This window comes from Paenibacillus sp. FSL P4-0176 (genome assembly GCF_037975265.1).
GTDB classification, from domain to species: domain Bacteria; phylum Bacillota; class Bacilli; order Paenibacillales; family Paenibacillaceae; genus Paenibacillus; species Paenibacillus amylolyticus.
Map to the genome: position 1 here is coordinate 4,923,998 of NZ_CP150242.1, position 16,259 is coordinate 4,940,256.

A 16,259-nucleotide genomic window follows, 5' to 3' on the forward strand; every position below is an offset into this window, starting at 1 on the left:
TACCATTGATGTTGCCAACGATTATGCCTTCCCCGTCTTATGTACCGACTTAGGCTGCTCCTGCTGACGCAGATAATTCAGGAAAGCGACTGCTGACAGGGGCAACAAGGACGATTTTAGATGGATGGCATAGAACTGCCTTTTGAATTCGAGTCCGCGGATATCCACAATATGAACAAGTCCCAGAGCCAGTTCATGCTGCACCGAAGAAGGAGATAACATCGTAATACCTACCCCTGCCTCCACGGCCGATTTTACCGCTCCTGTACTGCCAAGTTCCATCACTACATTCATATCCTGTGGATCAATCTTTTTCTTTTGCAATTGGTCTTCCATCACCTGACGAGTACCCGAGCCCTTCTCACGCAGCACAAAAGGATAATTCATTACATCCTCAATATTCACTTTGCTACGCTTAGCCAAATCATGTCCGGCAGGTACAATCAGTTTCAGCTCGTCCTGCATGACAGGCTCCACAATCATGTCCGGGTGGTGCACTGGCGCTTCAATCAGACCAAAATTAAGCTGGTGCTTCAATATATCATCCATAATTTGCGTTGTATTCATCACTTTCATGACAATTGAAATATCCGGATATTGAAGTGCAAATGGTCCGAGCATGCGTGGAAGCACATATTCCCCGATCGTTAAGCTGGCTCCCAGCTGGAGTCTGCCCTGTAACATCTGAGTAAACGCCGACATCGCTTCGTCCGTCTGTCTGACCAACTCTACACTCCGTTTTGCATGAGGTAATAAAGTTCGGCCAGCCTCGGATAATTCTATTTTTTTGGTGGAACGATGCAATAACTTGGTGCCAAAATAGTCCTCCAATGATTGAATCTGCATCGTTACTGCCGGTTGAGTCATATGTAATGCTTGTGCAGCCGCCGAGAAACTCCCCTTCTCTGCTACCGTATAAAAAATATGCAATTGGTGAAAATTCATATCTTCGCCCCTCTTCGATTACACTCTCTACATTGTAGCCGATTTCCCGCTTGGCAACAAAAAAAGCATGCAGCTTGTCTGCATGCGATAATCTTTGAATCTATGATTTCAACATATTGAATCTACTCAACCTACTTATGCTTGCGGCTATTTTTGACCAGCGTCATTCTTCTTGAATGTCTTAACCATGAATAATATGACTTCAGGTCCCTTAATTCAATGGTCTCCGACATACGTCCCAGAAACGTAACTACAATCATTTTGTGCAGCGGGTTGCCCGCAATATCATATTCTCCTTCAAGTTCGGAAAATTCGGCGACCACCACCAGATCCTCATCAATCAGGTAGACGTCCTGTTCATTACGGTAGTATGGTGTTATACGGTCCTGCTTCAGACACTCCCATAACCACGCCGCAATATGGTCATCATCACTACGTGCAGGCTCAATACGGTCTGCATACCGCATCTTGGCATGATGGGTAATGACGATGTCGGCCACTTTCTTGTCTCCAAGAGCCACGAAAAACGGCTCGTAGGTGCTCCAACGTTGCATCACCTTATCACGCATGGGAATCACTCTCCACCAGATAGGACTTTCTATCTATTTATTACCAAATATATTACAACATTAGTCCCGCAACCTCAAGGCGTAAGTTTAACTTTTTTTCACAATAGCCAATTTGTGTATAATTCAAGAAAAGAGCGACCCCAAAGGGTCCCTCCAGTTTCTCGTCTATATTCCGTAAAAGCTCGTTTTGTCCATCGTTTTGCTGGCATACTCGGTTTTGATCTCATTACGATACGAGCGTTCGATCTTGCGCACATAGGAAAGTCGCTTCACATTTTTCATCGTATCATCTGCCCGTTCTGCATTAACATACATGACTACATAATGCATACGGCGGGAGATATAATGCACGGTGCCATATTTTTCGAGATTACGGGCAGCTTTCAAATCACTGACCCAAATAATGAATCCTGTCCTTTCCGCAAACATCATCGTTCCCCGCCCTTCTATAATGATTACTTAACTGCAACCACACTTGCCGCCACTACCGCAGCCGCCCTTCGGATTCGGATCATTGCTCGGTACCTTAATGGTCGTTGACACTGCAAATGCAATGGTCTCTGACATCTGGAATAACATATCATCCAGGGACTTCTCTGCCTGTTTGAAGCGGATTACCGCCTCGAAATTTTCCAACTCCTGTTCCAGAGCCTTCACCTGGTCTTTTGCTGCATGATAATCCGGGTGAAAATGACCGAAACGCTGTGTTTCTTCAAACAATTCCTTCTTGGCATTCAGCTTCCGAATCCCCATCTGAATCTCAGGGGTAGTCTCGACTTGCTGCTTCCAATATAAATAATCCGATACTTCGGCAGATTGGTTAATCATGTCGCCCAGTTCATATGCGCCCGTTAACACTTGGGCCATATCGACCGTGTTCATTTCCGCTACGCTCATGAAATATTCATCCTATCTATATATAAAGTTCTACTTAACGTAGACTACCTCATCATAGCATATCCATGAATAGTTAAGAAGAGTTTTTCCTGCAATTAGAAATAGGGGGAACTCGAAAATTCGCCTTTCAACCTGATATTCACGTGAAATAGTCAGGTTATGACATCATCTGGCAGGATAAGACGCATTGTATCCCACTCTGACGGGGAGAATGTACGCCATTCCGTCTCTGATGTATTTTCACTTGAATCCAACATGCACCAACCGCTTAAAGTCCATTGTTCATGACCCTCTACCTGATGTGGAATGAGGTATTGCGTACGATTTTCCTGTTGTATCCCCAGCTTGGTCTGCCACTCAATGGCTTTGGCAGCAATCTGTCGGGCGGTTGAACTATGATATCGACGCCACTCCTTGTACCAGGTCTCCGGTATCTCCTCAAATCCCAACAGAGAGAACTTCTTCTCAATGACAGAATGATCACGCTCCAACCCATGCAGAGATGCAGGGACATCAACCAGACCTTGATTATCGGGTGTGTAGAAAGAAGAATATACACCGCTCAACACATCTTTTTCTAATAACTTCGGATCATCTGCGGAGCCTGTACTTTCCTCCATTACCTCCATACTTCTATCTACAGTCAATGGTGCAACATCCGTCTCCTTGCCCCAATCTGCTAACGCAATACGTACATTCTCTGGTATGCCTGTCAGCGCATATTGATCCAGAAGCTCTATCACTTCATGTAATGCATACCCTCTGGCTATGGCCGAAATGAATCGTTCTCTTGTCAAACGGTAGATGGACATTCGATCACGCGTCACCCGTTCTGCGTATTGCTCCAGCATCCAGATTACATCAGGCCCTGCTTCCGGCGGTACCAACACTTCGAAATCAGGCTGCATGTAAAATCCACACGGCTCCGCCTCACTTACCATCTCTTGTTCTCGATATAACAGGCTATGCGGTTCGATCAGCCAACGGAATGCCAGCGCTCCCGACTGATCTTCTCCTACTTCACCATAACCCCAGCCAGCCAGTGCGTATAGCCAGCCCCTGATCCGTGGTTTCAATTCCGAATTCTCTATATGGCACCATATGTTTTTTTCTGGAGCAAACAATGCCAATTGATAACGGAAATGCTGCAACGCGGGTTCAGCTTCTCCGTATCTTTCCATACACGCTTGATATATTTCCCGATGCATCTGTCTCCACGAGAGCTTCAACCATGTTTGTAATCGATGATCTACAATCTGAATTCGTCCATCTGACTTCTGAGCCAGATTCAGACTGAGCAGTAGATCGAGAAGGATCGCTACGTGGGTCGGATACAAATCCGAATGTTCATATCGGATACCCAGACCTTCAAAGTCTGTCGAAGATAATACCGTGATCGCACTTAATTTTTGAACACTTTTCTTATGTATAGTGCCCTTCCCTGTCAAAGGAAGTCCTTCTCTTTCGATCCACGCGATCAGATGAAGCAGCTCTGCAGCAATATCCGGCTTTCCCTCCTGTAGTACTTGAGCATGCTGTGCCATCTGTTCAACGGTTATGCCCACTCTTTGTGCGTAAGCAATCGTCAATGTCTCCATCAGCGAAGCAGGAATATAGAATAATCGCTCCCCCCAACTCTTATATACAGATTCAATCCATTTTTGCTGCCTAAGGCTGGCGAATGAAGAATTGGCTTCTGCGACACTTAGTCCTTCGATGGCCCACTGTTCTCGCGGCAGGAGGGAGGAAAAAGGCTGACCGGCATGTTTGTGAAAAATTGCACCAAGCACTTTTTGTTCCACCAAAGCAAGCTTTGACCATGAATTAAGGTTCAGTACCACAGGCTCATCTATTGGTTCAAATGAAGACATATCCCAATCCCTCCTCTTTTCGCGAGTATAAATGGACTATTCGTTCTCGTGCACAATGGCATATTCATATCCCTGCTCCACCAAGAACATCTGACGGTTTAATGCAAACTCCTGTTCCTTACTATCCTCTGATACCAACGCATAGAAATATGCTTTGTTTTCTCCAGCTTTTGGTCTCAGAATTCTCCCCAAACGCTGTGCCTCTTCCTGCCTTGACCCGAAGCTCCCCGATATCTCAAGCGCAACAGCAGCATCAGGCAAATCCACAGCAAAATTGGCAACCTTGGATACCACAATTGTTTTAATATCTCCACGTCGAAAAGCGGCAAACCACTTGATTCGCTCTTGTTGTGACATGGTACCCGAGATCAAAGGTGCTTCAATTTCCCGGGCAATCAACTCAAGTTGATCCAGATATTGTCCAATCACTAGCGCAGGCAAATCCCGATGACGTTCCAGCAAACGCTTAACTACATGTACCTTCGCCGGATTCTCGGCAGCCAATCGAAATTGATGTTTAACCTCGGCTTGCAGATAATTTGATCTTAGTTCCGGGGAAAACGGGATACGTATCTCCTGACATTGTACATCAGCAATCCACCCTTGCTGCTCCAGTTGTTTCCACGGCATATCATAGAGCTTTGGACCAATCAACGAAAACACATCCTGTTCACAGCCATCCTCTCGAACCAAGGTGGCCGTCAATCCCAGCCTTCGCGTAGCTTGAATATCCGCAGTTGCACGAAACACTGGTGCTGGCAGCAAATGTACTTCATCATATATGATCAGCCCCCATTGCCGCTCACTGAGCAGTTTGATGTGGGTAAAATCAGCATCCTTTGATTTCCGGTGTGTAAGAATCTGATATGTAGCTACAGTCACAGGCTTCACCTGTTTTTTCTGACCGGAATACTCACCGATCTGTTCGCTGGTAATCGTGGTTTTGTCTTGAATTTCCTGAATCCACTGTCGCACAGACGTTGTATTGGACGTCAAAATAAGGCATTCACATTGAAGCCGCTCCAGCACGGCCATGCCAATGACCGTTTTTCCTGCCCCGCAAGGAAGTACGAGTAAACCGCTTCCTCCCATGCCCTCACTGCCTTCGAATGCATCCACAGCCTCTCTCTGGTAAGAACGCAGCGCAAACCGCTCAGAGTGGTCCCCCGGATCATTAGACCGCCAATCAAATGAAAGCTTGGTTCCCTCCCGATATCCTACGTAATCAAGTACGGGGTAACCCAATCGTGTTAATTCCCTTTTTAATAACCCTCGCTGTTCTCCTGGGAGCAGAAGTTCATGAGCGTCCTTACGTTCCATGCGAAAGGCAGCTATCGATTTCAATCCACTTAATTCATCCAGCAACCGCTCATCCTCACTGTAAAGACGCATTCTAGTGTGATCTGCTTCGGAATGCAGTTTTAATTTGCCATACTGATCCATGATTCTCCGAACATCCTGTATAAGTGCAGCAGGCACGTTCCAGCGGGATACCAGCTCCAAACTTGCGATGACCTGATCTGCATTCCATCCCAGCGCAGCCGCATTCCAGAGCGATAACGGAGTGATTCGGTAAGTATGGAACGCTGCCGGTGTCTTAACTAGTTCTGAATACATCCCAAGCTGCTCTCTTGCTCTTTCGAATCCGGGGTGGCCAACTTCCAGCAAAACTGTAAAATCTCGCTGAACTATACAAGCATCTGTGCTTACCATATGTTCTGTTCCTTCCATTTGGTGCCTTCCTCCTATCACAAAAAAGTCCAGTTCCGGCAGCTTCCGAAAATGAACCACTTTAAGTGCACGTTCCAAAAGTCTAGTTTTCAGTACCGAAAAGTGGACTTTTGGACAACATCTATAAAATCCACAAAAAAACATCCTGCCCATACCTCGGTATGAACAGGATGCCCAACTGCATCTAAAGTCATTCGGCTGTGTAACCCTTAGCCATAGCTATGAACAATCTAACGGCCGTCTGCATTGCGTCTTCATCAAAATCAAACATCGGATGATGATGCGGATAGATCGCATTTTTATCCGGGTTGCCTGCTCCAACAAACATAAAGCACCCTGGAACCTTCTGCAGATAATACGCAAAATCTTCCGCTGGCATCAGCATCGGGGAAGCTTGCACTCGTTCTGCCCCAAATAATTCTGTAGCTTCTCTGAAGAAACGTTCTGTCTCCTGTTCATCGTTCACCACAGGCGGATATCCCATAATATATTTCACTTGCGTCTCTGCGCCATAAGCTGCCCCTGTCTGGGCTACCATGGTAAGCACACGCTCTTTCATCCCGTTTCGGGTCTCTTCATCAAATGTTCTTACCGTACCGCTCATTTTGCATTGCTCTGCAATTACGTTCTGAGCCGAGCCCGCCTGCATTGTACCAATGGTCAGCACTGCGGGTTGCAATGGATCAACCGAACGACTGACAACGGTCTGAAGCTGCATCACAAGCGCAGAACCGGCGATAAGACTATCTATCGTGGATTGTGGCATCCCGCCATGTCCACCTTTGCCTTTGATCTCAATGTAAAAATCGTCCGCCGCCGCCATCATCGGTCCTGCTTTACTGGCAACAATACCTACAGGCAGCGGGGTCCACAGATGAATGCCATATATGACATCCACGCCTTCAAGCGCACCATCCGCAATGACCTGAACTGCACCACCCGGAAGCAGTTCTTCTGCTGGCTGGAACAAAAAGCGAATCTCGCCTTGGATCTCCTGCTTGTGACGGCTGAAATACAATGCCGTACCGAGCAAGATCGAGATATGACCATCGTGGCCGCATGCATGCATCGCTCCTGCTTGTTGTGACGCATACTCGATATTCTTCTCATCCTGAATCGGCAGTGCGTCCATATCAGCTCGCAGCATGACGACAGGACCCGGCTTGTCCCCACGAATGGTACCGATGACCCCGTGACCACCAACATGACGCCTCACGTCCACGCCAAAACTCTCCAACATATCCGCTACAAAAGAGGATGTCTTCTCCTCATGAAAGGAAACCTCTGGATTGCGATGAAGGTGACGCCGCCATTCCACCATGTGGATCTGCAGATCTTCCCACCATATATTATTAGTCATGTCTCTCCACCCTTTCAATCTTAAACGGGACTTATATCAAGCCCGAACCTTCCTCTTCAAACCTATTGCTGTATATTGTAGCAGAATTGGAAGAAAACCGATACGAAACGCCTTTGGAAAGCTTGCACGGGAAGGGGAAACATACTATCATGAACTAGAGAAATACTCGAGAAATTATACTCGGAAGCTTATGAGGAGGATCAAACGCTTATGATTTTTGAGAATACAGGCTTGGATGGCTTGAAGAGCGACTTGGCATACCTGGATGAGAGCGCCGAGAAAGTCGGATTTGTCCGGTGGCAATGGGAATATTACCGTGCTACATATGACTACAAAATTGAAGATGAACAAACCAACTCAGAATACTTTGTACGCATTAATACCCGCGCTGTGGAAGGCAAATTGGAAAAACCGGATACCGTTCTTGCTGTTGAAGCAGTATACCTTGGCAAAGCCACTTTCCCTCACGGCCTGGATTATGACTCTTCCGTTCCGCAACCAGTCGTGAAGCTGGCAGCCCAAAAATTACAGCAGCTTAAAGAACTGCTGGAAGCATAGGCTGGGCCAAACGATGAATCAACAAACGGCCCAAACGAAAACGAAGAGAGGCACGCCGGATTTTCAACTGCTAATCCTCACTTTATTGTTGGTGGGCTTTGGACTGGTGATGGTATTCAGCTCCAGTTCCAGCATTGCAATCGCAAGCGATAAATTTAACAATGATGCCCTTTACTTCACGAAAAAACAACTTATGTGGGCGATTATCGGTCTATTTGGCATGTTTTTTGCCATGAATATCCGCTTCAACAAGTACAAAAAGCTCTATGCACCCTTTTTCCTGCTCACTACGGTCATGCTGGTGATTGTTTTGATCTCAGGTGCAGTATTGAACGGTGCACGAAGCTGGATTCACATTTTTGGTTTCAGTCTTCAGCCTGCAGAGTTCGCGAAAATTGCTATCATTCTCTATCTCTCTGCTCTTATTACCAAAAAAGGTGAGAAATTCAGGGTTTTCAAGACAGGGTACGTTCCCGTCTTGTTCATCGTTGGATTCATCGCAGGGCTGATTATGCTGCAACCAGACTTCGGTACCACCTTCATTCTGGTGTCCACCTGTGGTCTCTTGATCTATGCCGGTGGAGCCAGTATGAAACATATCCTGGGTTCGATTCTCCTGGTTGTACTCGGTGGGGCACTGGCGTTCGGAGCGAATTCCCTGTTTTCTTCCATGTCTCCTTCCGACACAACGACTGCTACAACAGCAGTCACTGCGGAGCAGAACTACAAGATCGGACGTATTCAGGCTTTCCTTGATCCAATGTCCGATATTAATGGCGGAAGTCTTAACCTCTACCGTTCTCTTGTTGCCATTGGTGATGGCGGCATAACAGGTTCCGGGATTGGACAAGGTACGATGAAGTTGCATTATTTGCCAAACGCGTATAATGACTTTATTTTCTCCGTAATTGGGGAAGAACTCGGATTCATCGGAAGTGCATTATTCCTGCTGGTTTACCTGTACTTCATCTGGCGAGGAATTATTGTCTCTCTCCGCTGTCCCGATCCATTCGGAACATTGGTCGGCATAGGTATCATGGGACTAATCGCGATTCAGGCATTTATCAACATCGGTGGTGTAACTCAGACCATTCCGGTGACGGGGGTCACGCTTCCGTTTATCAGTTATGGGGGTACCTCACTCTTTGTGATGATGGTTGCCATGGGCATTCTGCTCAGTATCTCACGCACCAACAATCTGGACGTGATCAAGGAAGAGAAAACGAAGTCCGTAACTGTACAGACACAGACTCGTACCTCTCCTGCTCTTCGTTCACGGGAGTCCATCCGTCGGATTCGATAAAAAACAACACAAAAAAGGCTGTGCACCTAATGGATGCGCAGCCTTTTTCTGTGTACTCGGTACAATTCTGTCTATCAAGATGAAGAACAGGTCAATATCGTTCTGTCCTCCATTGCGGATTGCGATTTCTACAGATCGTCGCCTTTGAAAGATACGCCTTCTACCTTTACATTGACTTCAACCACGCGTAATCCGGTCATGGTCTCTACCGCTTCTCTTACATTCTGCTGAAGCATACGGGAAACTTCATGAATCGGAGTTTCGTACAGGACGATGATGCGCAGGTCAATGGCTGCTTCCAGCTGGCCGACCTCAACGCTCACGCCTTTCTGTACGTTTTTACCGCTGAGTCGCTTCGCCCAGCCCTCTGACAATCCTCCAGACATTGCGGCAATTCCGGGTGTTTCCATTGCAGCCATTCCGGCAATTTTTGCAACCACGTCATCGGCAATCCGGATGTTTCCGCTCTCCAGTTGAAGTTGTTCTGCCATGCCACATCCTCCTTCACTTCGTTACTCGTATTTTAAATCCTTTCCACCCCAAAAAGCAAATTAAACTCAAAAAGATGCGTTTACAACCTACCACCATTTGGTTATATTGAAATATGAAAATAATCTCATAAGCGATTTACAGTGTAATTCAAAAACAAAATAATTTATAACCGAGGTGTTTGTTGTGAGAAACCGGATTTCATCCATTTTGCTGATTGCGTTCTTTGCACTCAGTGCCATCGCCCACTACTTGAAATGGGATTCGATTCTACAGTTCGTGATATCAGCCATTTCGGTTATTTTTGTGGCCGGTTTTTTAGGCAAAGCCACCGAAAATGTAGCCCACTACGCCGGACAGCGACTGGGTGGATTCTTGAATGCCACCTTCGGCAATGCTGCCGAATTGATCATCGCCATTTTCCTCGTCAAAGAGGGACTCTTCGACATGGTCAAAGCTAGTCTGACAGGTTCTATCATCGGAAATCTGCTATTAGTGCTCGGGTTAAGTATTTTTGCCGGAGGACTCAAGTTCAAAATTCAGAATTATAATGTTTCACTTGCAGGTCTGAATGGTTCCCTGATGATTGTTGCCATTATTGCCCTGTTTATTCCGGCAGTCTTTCTCAATACACATTCCATTACACAGAAAGACACCAATACACTTAGTCTCATCGTGGCCGGATTGCTCATCCTCGCGTATATTGCGTGGTTGCTATTCTCCATGGTGACACATAAGAACTACCTCGCAGACGTCACTGAGGATCGCGATGAAGAGCTACCTCATGAGCATGCTCCAGCATGGTCCAAGAAAAAATCTATTCTCTACCTGGTGCTCGCAACAGTCATGGTTGCTTTCGTCAGTGAATGGCTGGTGGGCACGCTTGAAGTCTTCACTTCGGAATTTGGACTTAGCGAACTGTTTGTCGGTGCATTCCTTGTGGCCATCATCGGTAATGCGGCCGAACACAGTGCAGCCATCATGCTTGCCATGAAAAATAAAATTGGAGCCGCCGTTGAAATTGCGGTTGGCAGCAGCTTGCAGATCGCACTCTTCGTTGCTCCTGTACTGATTTTTGTCAGCTACTTCACAGGCAGAACCATGGATATCGTATTTACAACGATTGAACTGGTCGCCATCGGCGTATCCGTATTTATTGCAAAGTCCATTACCCAAGATGGTTCAACGAATTGGTACGAAGGTTTACTCCTGCTCGTGGTATATATCATACTCGGTGTATCCTTCTTCCTGGTGTAACTAGGCCCTCACGTAGCCATGATTAAAATATACAAGCCACAAGAGGCAGCCCGAATTTACATTCGGTGCTGTCTCTTTGTTTGTATACGCCTTCCGGCTGGCTTGCATCCCCACCCCGTTCAGACGCACAAAAAAAGCATGCATAAACGCCTGCATGCCTTCTATTCTGACCCGCGCATTTGCAGGCTATTGCTCATTCTTCTTGTTCAAGGCTTCATATAAAATTGCCAAATTCCGCTCAAGCGCGCTAACCAGCTGCTTACCTGCACCTTCTGGAAGGAGCCCTGCACGAACAGCAAAATCAACTTCTTTGGAGAACCCATACATCTGTGTATCCAATACTTCCTCATAGAGAGGGCAGTAGCGGGTAGCCAGATTCTCCATCTGTACTTCAATAAGCTTCTGTATTTTATCTGCATCTTCTTGAAGAAGACTGATCGCTTTCAAACTCAGCTGGTCCTGCAGATCAGATGAAGTCATGCATTTTTCCCCCCTATGTCCCAAAAATCGCGTAAAGACGTTCTACCTCTAATATTAGACGAAATGAAGAGCTAATACAAGAACCTGACCAAAATAAGCCCGCAAAGTTAAGCCTTTTGTTGAAGCTTAATCCTCCTGTTCCAGTCACCTCCAAATGTGCATTCAGCGCATTCCATGCCAAAAAACACCCCTGCCAAAAAAGGCAAAGGTGCTTCTTGAGAGCTATTACTCAGATGCGATGCTTACATTCAGTCCATGCTTGGCAAATACTTCTGACATGGCTGCTTTCGCTTCAACTGCATCTGGACCATGAACATGCAGTTCATAGCTGTGCGTGCTGATCAGCGTTGTAAACAATCCGAGAATACTTTTCACATCGATATACTTGTTCTCCGAATGAAGCACGATTGAAGAAGTAAACTTGCCTGCTGTTTGAGCAATTTCTACTACAGCCGCGTTATTACTCGACATAGGAATCCCTCCGTCTTTTTACTATTGGTATCATCTATTAATTACCACTACATGATACCGTGAATCCGCTTTCCTAGCAACAGCAAAATCCTGTTCCTACTTCAAACGGTCCGGATTCAGGCATTCCAGCTCAGGAATGACAAAGATACCGTCTTTACGAATCAGCACATCGTCAAAATAAATCTCCCCGCCGCCATAATCCGGACGCTGGATCAATACGAGATCCCAGTGGATGGACGAGCGGTTGCCATTGTCGGTTTCTTCATACGCCTGACCTGGCGTAAAGTGCAAGCTGCCTGCGATTTTTTCATCGAACAGGATATCTTTCATCGGATGAAGAATATGCGGGTTAAATCCAATCGCGAATTCACCAATATGACGAGCACCCTCATCCGAATTCAGGATTTCATTCAAACGCTCTGTATCGTTACTTGTCGCTTCAACAATTTTGCCATCCTTGAACGTGAACTTGATATTTTCAAAAGTCACTCCATTGTACAAGGTTGGCGAGTTATAACTAATCGTTCCGTTCACGGAATTACGCACAGGGGCGCTGTACACTTCGCCATCCGGGATATTTTTTTGGCCAGAACATTTCTCTGCACCGATATCTTTAATGGAGAAGCTCAGCTCTGTTCCTGGTCCGGTGATACGAACTTTGTCCGTCCGCTTCATCAGGTTAGCAAGCGAGTCCTGCGCTTTGTCCATTTTGGCGTAATCCAGGTTACATACGTCGAAGTAGAAATCTTCGAACGCTTCTGTACTTGTATTGGCGAGTTGCGCCATACTTGCGTTAGGGTAACGCAGTACAACCCATTTCGTATGTTTGACACGTTGTTCACTATGTACCGGGTGGGAGTACAATGAATTGTACATTTTCATTTTTTCTTCCGGCACATCGGACAGATCATTCACATTTTCTCCCGCACGAATACCGATATAACAATCCATCTGTTTCATACGGTTCAGATCAATCTCTGCCCATGTTTTCATCATTTCTTCTGTGGCATTTTTCAGCATCGCACGCTGTACGGTTTTATCAGTCAACTGTACAAAGACGTTACCACCTTTTTTGCCTACCTCTTCAATAATGGCGTTAATCAGATCACGTTCCGATCCAATCATCTCAACCAATACATTTTCACCAGGCTGTACATCTACTGAATAGCCCACCAGGTTTGCTGCAAGCTTTTGAATTCTTGGGTCTTTCATCTTGGTAAAATCCTCCTGTCATCTGCCATACTTGAATTGAACAACGGTAAATTACGATACTATTGTAGCACGCGAACAGTCATCCCGTCAGCAGGCAGTCCCTCACTTCGTTTATTGATATGACTTGAAGTTCACATCGGTGACAAGGGCTTCTTTGTTACTTTTACGGTTGTTGTCCGTGTAACTCATCTGACTTTCAGAGGATAAGCGAAGAGGCAGACTGCTCTTCCGATCTACCGTGAGATGATATACCGTCTGCACGCTCGCTTGTTTCATCATCTGTTGCATCGTTGTTTCGCCCTGTTTCCAAACTTTCTCCAGATCCTTCTCAAGCTTCTCCTTACGCGCCCCTTTCACCGTAGCTGCCTTATGCATATATTCTGCCCGAATGGCGTTCATCTCGTCGTTTAGCTGGGCTACAGCCCATGATTTGGCGTCTTCCGGTGCAAGTTCAATCCGTAATGTTCTGGTTCGACGACCAGCGCCATACTCCGATTGAATGGTTTTGTGCATCCCATCGATCTTCTCCAATTGGGCAATTGGGTTAAAACGAGAAAGAGACCCACGCAGCGGCTCATGCTGCGCTGACAATGCCATCCATTGCCCTTGTTTCCGCTCGAAAGAGGCGCTAAACCCACTGGGCTGTCCATTATTTTTTACGGCAGTTGTTTGAATGCCTGTCCCCACAGCAGTTACTTCTCCAGGTAATCGGGTCTGAAGGGTCAGACGATCATGATTCTCCAGCTTGCCTTCAAACTTGAACTGATTCTCGAACAGCCCACTGTTCTCCCTTCGAAGTCCTGCCTCTCCTTCAAAACTCAACGTTTCTTTTCCCGCTATCCCCGATAAAGCCAAGGAAAAAACCTCCTCAGGCGTTTGATCTCGCTGCATTAATCCACAACCCGGAACACCAATAATCACGATGCTCACAAATAACCATAATGTACGTACCGAATGGCGGTTAAACATGTCTATCTTCACCCTTCCGTGAACTTTCTCCATAGATTGCCCCGCCCGTATATGCTTATACTTCCTTCTATACACATCTTGATCTGCGATGCACAAAAAAAAGAGAACGACTCCGCTTGGAATTGTTCTCTCTTAACGTGTTACTTCCTGTTCCTCTACAACGATTCTGTTCCGACCACCATTCTTGGCGCTGTACAAAGCCATATCAGCCCGATAAAACAAGGACTCTACACTGACCTTTTCATCCATCCAATTCCACTCTGCGATGCCACTGGATACCGTAACGGGCGGTCTGGTCTCTTCTGCGACTCTCTTTCGAATCACTTCCGCATAATCTAACGCCTGCCTTACACTCACCTGTGGCATATAGATCGCCAGTTCTTCTCCACCCCATCTGGCACATACATCCTCCGAGCGAACAGAGCTGGTGACGATCTCACTCACTTGCTTCAATACTTGATCCCCCGTCTGGTGTCCGAACGTGTCATTCACCTGTTTGAACTGATCAATATCCACCACAATGAGGGAGCCACAGAATTCATGAGCCTGTCGCTCGTGAATCACACTGTCCAGATAATGCCTCACGTACAGACCTGTCAACATATCCAGATTAGCCAAGCGCCGAACCTCGGCATGCAGCGTGGCATTTGACAGGGCAAGCCCGATATGAATGGATAACATCTGCAAGAGCCTATAGTTATCATATGAAAAGTAGTGCTCTCTACTGTGTCCCAGCAAAATGGCACCCTTCACTTCACCATTGACTCTGATCGGTGATGCAATCAGTGACATGGATCCCGTATCTTCCATGAAAAAGGAGGACACTTTATCAAATTGCGCATAATTGGCTATAATGAGCGGTTCCTCTGTTCGATAGACCAAACCTGCGATACCGTAGTCTACAGAAAAGGATTGGTGAAAAACATCTTTCACGTTAGATGACATGACTTCGAAGTCATTGGTACTGTCATTGAGTTGAAGAATGCAACACGTTTCAGCCTGGAATATTTCCTTTAACTCTTGCTCGGATAGTTGATAGATCTCGGAAAGATGCAGGCTTTTGTTCAACCGCTGTGTAAGATCATTAATTAAACGAAGTTCCTGAATTAACATATTGGATTGTTCATGCAGCTTGGCGTTCTCAAAGGCCGTTCCTGCAGTGTCTACCATCATCGTAATCAATTGCAAGTCCGATTCTTCCATAATCTCTTCATTCATTTCGATATGGAACACACCGTATATGCCTTGTTTGCCTTTCAGCGGAATCCCTATATCTACAATGCGGTTCTCTGCATCATCTGAGCGAGCAACGATCAGCTTACCTTCCATAAATGAACGCACACAAATATCTTCTCCTCGCTCGTGGACAAGCAACGGTTTAATCCGTGGATCAGAGTTGTTCTGATCCTGAGACATATACAATTTGATATAAGTGGCCGGGTACAAGTAGTCCATACTGTCAAATACCTCATCCAATATGGCCTCGACATCCATTTTGTCATGCATTCGCTGAACAATCTGAAAGAGAATGGACCTCCGGTGTTCCTCACGAGCTGTTTGTTCATGAGCATGTAACAGGTCCGTCATAAATATGTATTCGAATCTTCGGTAAAAGCAGGTGTGATAATGCAATGCCTCAGATTGAACCACAGCTTCAGACGTTTCATATCCATTGGATTCATAGATCACAGCGGTGAATACGGCAAACATATCCTTGTTAGTTCTGGAGAATAAGGGATGTGTTATTATAAGATATTGTCCGTGTTCGCTTGTCCCTTTAAGGGACAGGGCCTGTCTCTTATCCAAACATTCCAATACCAGCCTGCGTGCATTTACGCCCGGATCAGCTTCATGATCGCTATCGTATCCTATGCAATCACCTTCCGTGTTCCACACGCTGTAAAAGGTTGATGTTCTGGCCAGCCTTGAACCCACTTTGGAGTTCCAGTCACTGTATGCCTGCTCTAGCAAGCTACCTAAATATGAAAAATCAAAAGGTGTGATATCCATTTTTTGCATCCACAACACATGCTCTTCATGAGAATGAGGAGCGGCAAAAGATGCGGAATCGCCCGAACTTCGTGAATTCAAGCTGGCAGGTAAACTTCTTAGATGTTCTAACATGTCAGGCGCTCCTTTGCACCGTT

At 46.1% G+C, this 16,259-nt stretch carries 16 protein-coding genes; 3 read left to right on the top strand and 13 right to left on the bottom strand.

The window, feature by feature from the left end:
• Positions 1-21 precede the first annotated feature (21 nt).
• The 7 genes from MKY95_RS22835 to MKY95_RS22865 form a co-directional block, all read right to left on the bottom strand.
• A complete protein-coding gene (locus MKY95_RS22835; protein WP_036614641.1) occupies positions 22-945 on the bottom strand; it encodes a selenium metabolism-associated LysR family transcriptional regulator in 924 nt (307 codons plus the stop codon).
• Between the two features lie 131 nt (positions 946-1,076).
• Positions 1,077-1,514: a hypothetical protein gene (locus tag MKY95_RS22840; RefSeq protein ID WP_017687436.1), complete on the bottom strand. Its 438-nt coding sequence runs from the start codon at positions 1,512-1,514 to the stop codon at positions 1,077-1,079.
• 165 nt (positions 1,515-1,679) lie between these two features.
• Entirely contained in the window at positions 1,680-1,943 is a 264-nt protein-coding gene (locus tag MKY95_RS22845) for a YlbG family protein (RefSeq protein ID WP_026080981.1), read from the bottom strand.
• A 30-nt stretch (positions 1,944-1,973) separates the two neighbouring features.
• On the bottom strand, positions 1,974-2,411 hold the full coding sequence (locus MKY95_RS22850) for a YlbF family regulator (RefSeq protein ID WP_036614642.1): 438 nt from the start codon (positions 2,409-2,411) through the stop codon (positions 1,974-1,976).
• Positions 2,412-2,563: 152 nt separating this feature from the next.
• Complete coding sequence (locus MKY95_RS22855; protein ID WP_076328035.1) at positions 2,564-4,282, bottom strand: helicase-associated domain-containing protein; 1,719 nt, start codon at positions 4,280-4,282, stop codon at positions 2,564-2,566.
• 36 nt (positions 4,283-4,318) lie between these two features.
• Complete coding sequence (locus tag MKY95_RS22860) at positions 4,319-6,013, bottom strand: DNA repair helicase XPB (RefSeq protein WP_083677401.1); 1,695 nt, start codon at positions 6,011-6,013, stop codon at positions 4,319-4,321.
• A 190-nt stretch (positions 6,014-6,203) separates the two neighbouring features.
• Positions 6,204-7,373 (bottom strand): M20 family metallopeptidase, encoded by a 1,170-nt coding sequence (locus tag MKY95_RS22865; protein WP_076328036.1) that lies wholly within the window; start codon positions 7,371-7,373, stop codon positions 6,204-6,206.
• Positions 7,374-7,583: 210 nt separating this feature from the next.
• On the opposite strand from MKY95_RS22865, the gene MKY95_RS22870 reads away from it, so the two are divergent.
• Positions 7,584-7,931: a YugN family protein gene (locus MKY95_RS22870; protein WP_017687430.1), complete on the top strand. Its 348-nt coding sequence runs from the start codon at positions 7,584-7,586 to the stop codon at positions 7,929-7,931.
• 13 nt (positions 7,932-7,944) lie between these two features.
• Entirely contained in the window at positions 7,945-9,234 is a 1,290-nt protein-coding gene (gene ftsW, locus MKY95_RS22875; RefSeq protein ID WP_076328037.1) for a putative lipid II flippase FtsW, read from the top strand.
• A gap of 128 nt (positions 9,235-9,362) precedes the next feature.
• Here ftsW and MKY95_RS22880 read toward each other — a convergent pair whose 3' ends face one another.
• Complete coding sequence (locus MKY95_RS22880; RefSeq protein ID WP_017687428.1) at positions 9,363-9,725, bottom strand: Asp23/Gls24 family envelope stress response protein; 363 nt, start codon at positions 9,723-9,725, stop codon at positions 9,363-9,365.
• A gap of 184 nt (positions 9,726-9,909) precedes the next feature.
• Between MKY95_RS22880 and cax the strand changes: the two genes are divergently transcribed.
• Positions 9,910-10,980 (top strand): calcium/proton exchanger, encoded by a 1,071-nt coding sequence (cax, locus tag MKY95_RS22885; RefSeq protein WP_036674882.1) that lies wholly within the window; start codon positions 9,910-9,912, stop codon positions 10,978-10,980.
• Positions 10,981-11,166: 186 nt separating this feature from the next.
• On the opposite strand, the gene MKY95_RS22890 is transcribed toward cax, so the two are convergent.
• The 5 genes from MKY95_RS22890 to MKY95_RS22910 form a co-directional block, all read right to left on the bottom strand.
• The gene (locus tag MKY95_RS22890; protein WP_036614657.1) at positions 11,167-11,460 is read right to left on the bottom strand and encodes a YlaN family protein; all 294 of its coding nucleotides are present in this window, start codon (positions 11,458-11,460) and stop codon (positions 11,167-11,169) included.
• 225 nt (positions 11,461-11,685) lie between these two features.
• Positions 11,686-11,931 (bottom strand): HPr family phosphocarrier protein, encoded by a 246-nt coding sequence (locus MKY95_RS22895; RefSeq protein WP_036614658.1) that lies wholly within the window; start codon positions 11,929-11,931, stop codon positions 11,686-11,688.
• A 96-nt stretch (positions 11,932-12,027) separates the two neighbouring features.
• Positions 12,028-13,143 carry an aminopeptidase gene (locus MKY95_RS22900; RefSeq protein WP_076328038.1) on the bottom strand — a complete coding sequence of 372 codons (1,116 nt, stop codon included), beginning with the start codon at positions 13,141-13,143 and terminating at the stop codon, positions 12,028-12,030.
• Between the two features lie 111 nt (positions 13,144-13,254).
• On the bottom strand, positions 13,255-14,145 hold the full coding sequence (locus tag MKY95_RS22905; RefSeq protein WP_076328039.1) for a hypothetical protein: 891 nt from the start codon (positions 14,143-14,145) through the stop codon (positions 13,255-13,257).
• A gap of 99 nt (positions 14,146-14,244) precedes the next feature.
• Positions 14,245-16,236 carry a sensor domain-containing diguanylate cyclase gene (locus MKY95_RS22910; protein WP_076328040.1) on the bottom strand — a complete coding sequence of 664 codons (1,992 nt, stop codon included), beginning with the start codon at positions 16,234-16,236 and terminating at the stop codon, positions 14,245-14,247.
• Between the last annotated feature and the right edge of the window lie 23 nt (positions 16,237-16,259).

Excerpts from the sequence above, each read along its gene's own strand:
- MKY95_RS22880 (WP_017687428.1), bottom strand. The coding sequence starts at position 9,725 with ATGGCAGAACAACTTCAACTGGAGAGCGGAAACATCCGGATTGCCGAT.
- MKY95_RS22870 (WP_017687430.1), top strand. The coding sequence starts at position 7,584 with ATGATTTTTGAGAATACAGGCTTGGATGGCTTGAAGAGCGACTTGGCA.
- MKY95_RS22840 (WP_017687436.1), bottom strand. The coding sequence starts at position 1,514 with ATGCGTGATAAGGTGATGCAACGTTGGAGCACCTACGAGCCGTTTTTC.
- MKY95_RS22905 (WP_076328039.1), bottom strand. The coding sequence starts at position 14,145 with ATGGAGAAAGTTCACGGAAGGGTGAAGATAGACATGTTTAACCGCCAT.
- MKY95_RS22855 (WP_076328035.1), bottom strand. The coding sequence starts at position 4,282 with ATGTCTTCATTTGAACCAATAGATGAGCCTGTGGTACTGAACCTTAAT.
- MKY95_RS22895 (WP_036614658.1), bottom strand. The coding sequence starts at position 11,931 with ATGTCGAGTAATAACGCGGCTGTAGTAGAAATTGCTCAAACAGCAGGC.
- MKY95_RS22835 (WP_036614641.1), bottom strand. The coding sequence starts at position 945 with ATGAATTTTCACCAATTGCATATTTTTTATACGGTAGCAGAGAAGGGG.
- MKY95_RS22865 (WP_076328036.1), bottom strand. The coding sequence starts at position 7,373 with ATGACTAATAATATATGGTGGGAAGATCTGCAGATCCACATGGTGGAA.
- MKY95_RS22850 (WP_036614642.1), bottom strand. The coding sequence starts at position 2,411 with ATGAGCGTAGCGGAAATGAACACGGTCGATATGGCCCAAGTGTTAACG.
- MKY95_RS22860 (WP_083677401.1), bottom strand. The coding sequence starts at position 6,013 with ATGGAAGGAACAGAACATATGGTAAGCACAGATGCTTGTATAGTTCAG.
- MKY95_RS22900 (WP_076328038.1), bottom strand. The coding sequence starts at position 13,143 with ATGAAAGACCCAAGAATTCAAAAGCTTGCAGCAAACCTGGTGGGCTAT.
- ftsW (WP_076328037.1), top strand. The coding sequence starts at position 7,945 with ATGAATCAACAAACGGCCCAAACGAAAACGAAGAGAGGCACGCCGGAT.
- MKY95_RS22890 (WP_036614657.1), bottom strand. The coding sequence starts at position 11,460 with ATGACTTCATCTGATCTGCAGGACCAGCTGAGTTTGAAAGCGATCAGT.
- MKY95_RS22910 (WP_076328040.1), bottom strand. The coding sequence starts at position 16,236 with ATGTTAGAACATCTAAGAAGTTTACCTGCCAGCTTGAATTCACGAAGT.
- MKY95_RS22845 (WP_026080981.1), bottom strand. The coding sequence starts at position 1,943 with ATGTTTGCGGAAAGGACAGGATTCATTATTTGGGTCAGTGATTTGAAA.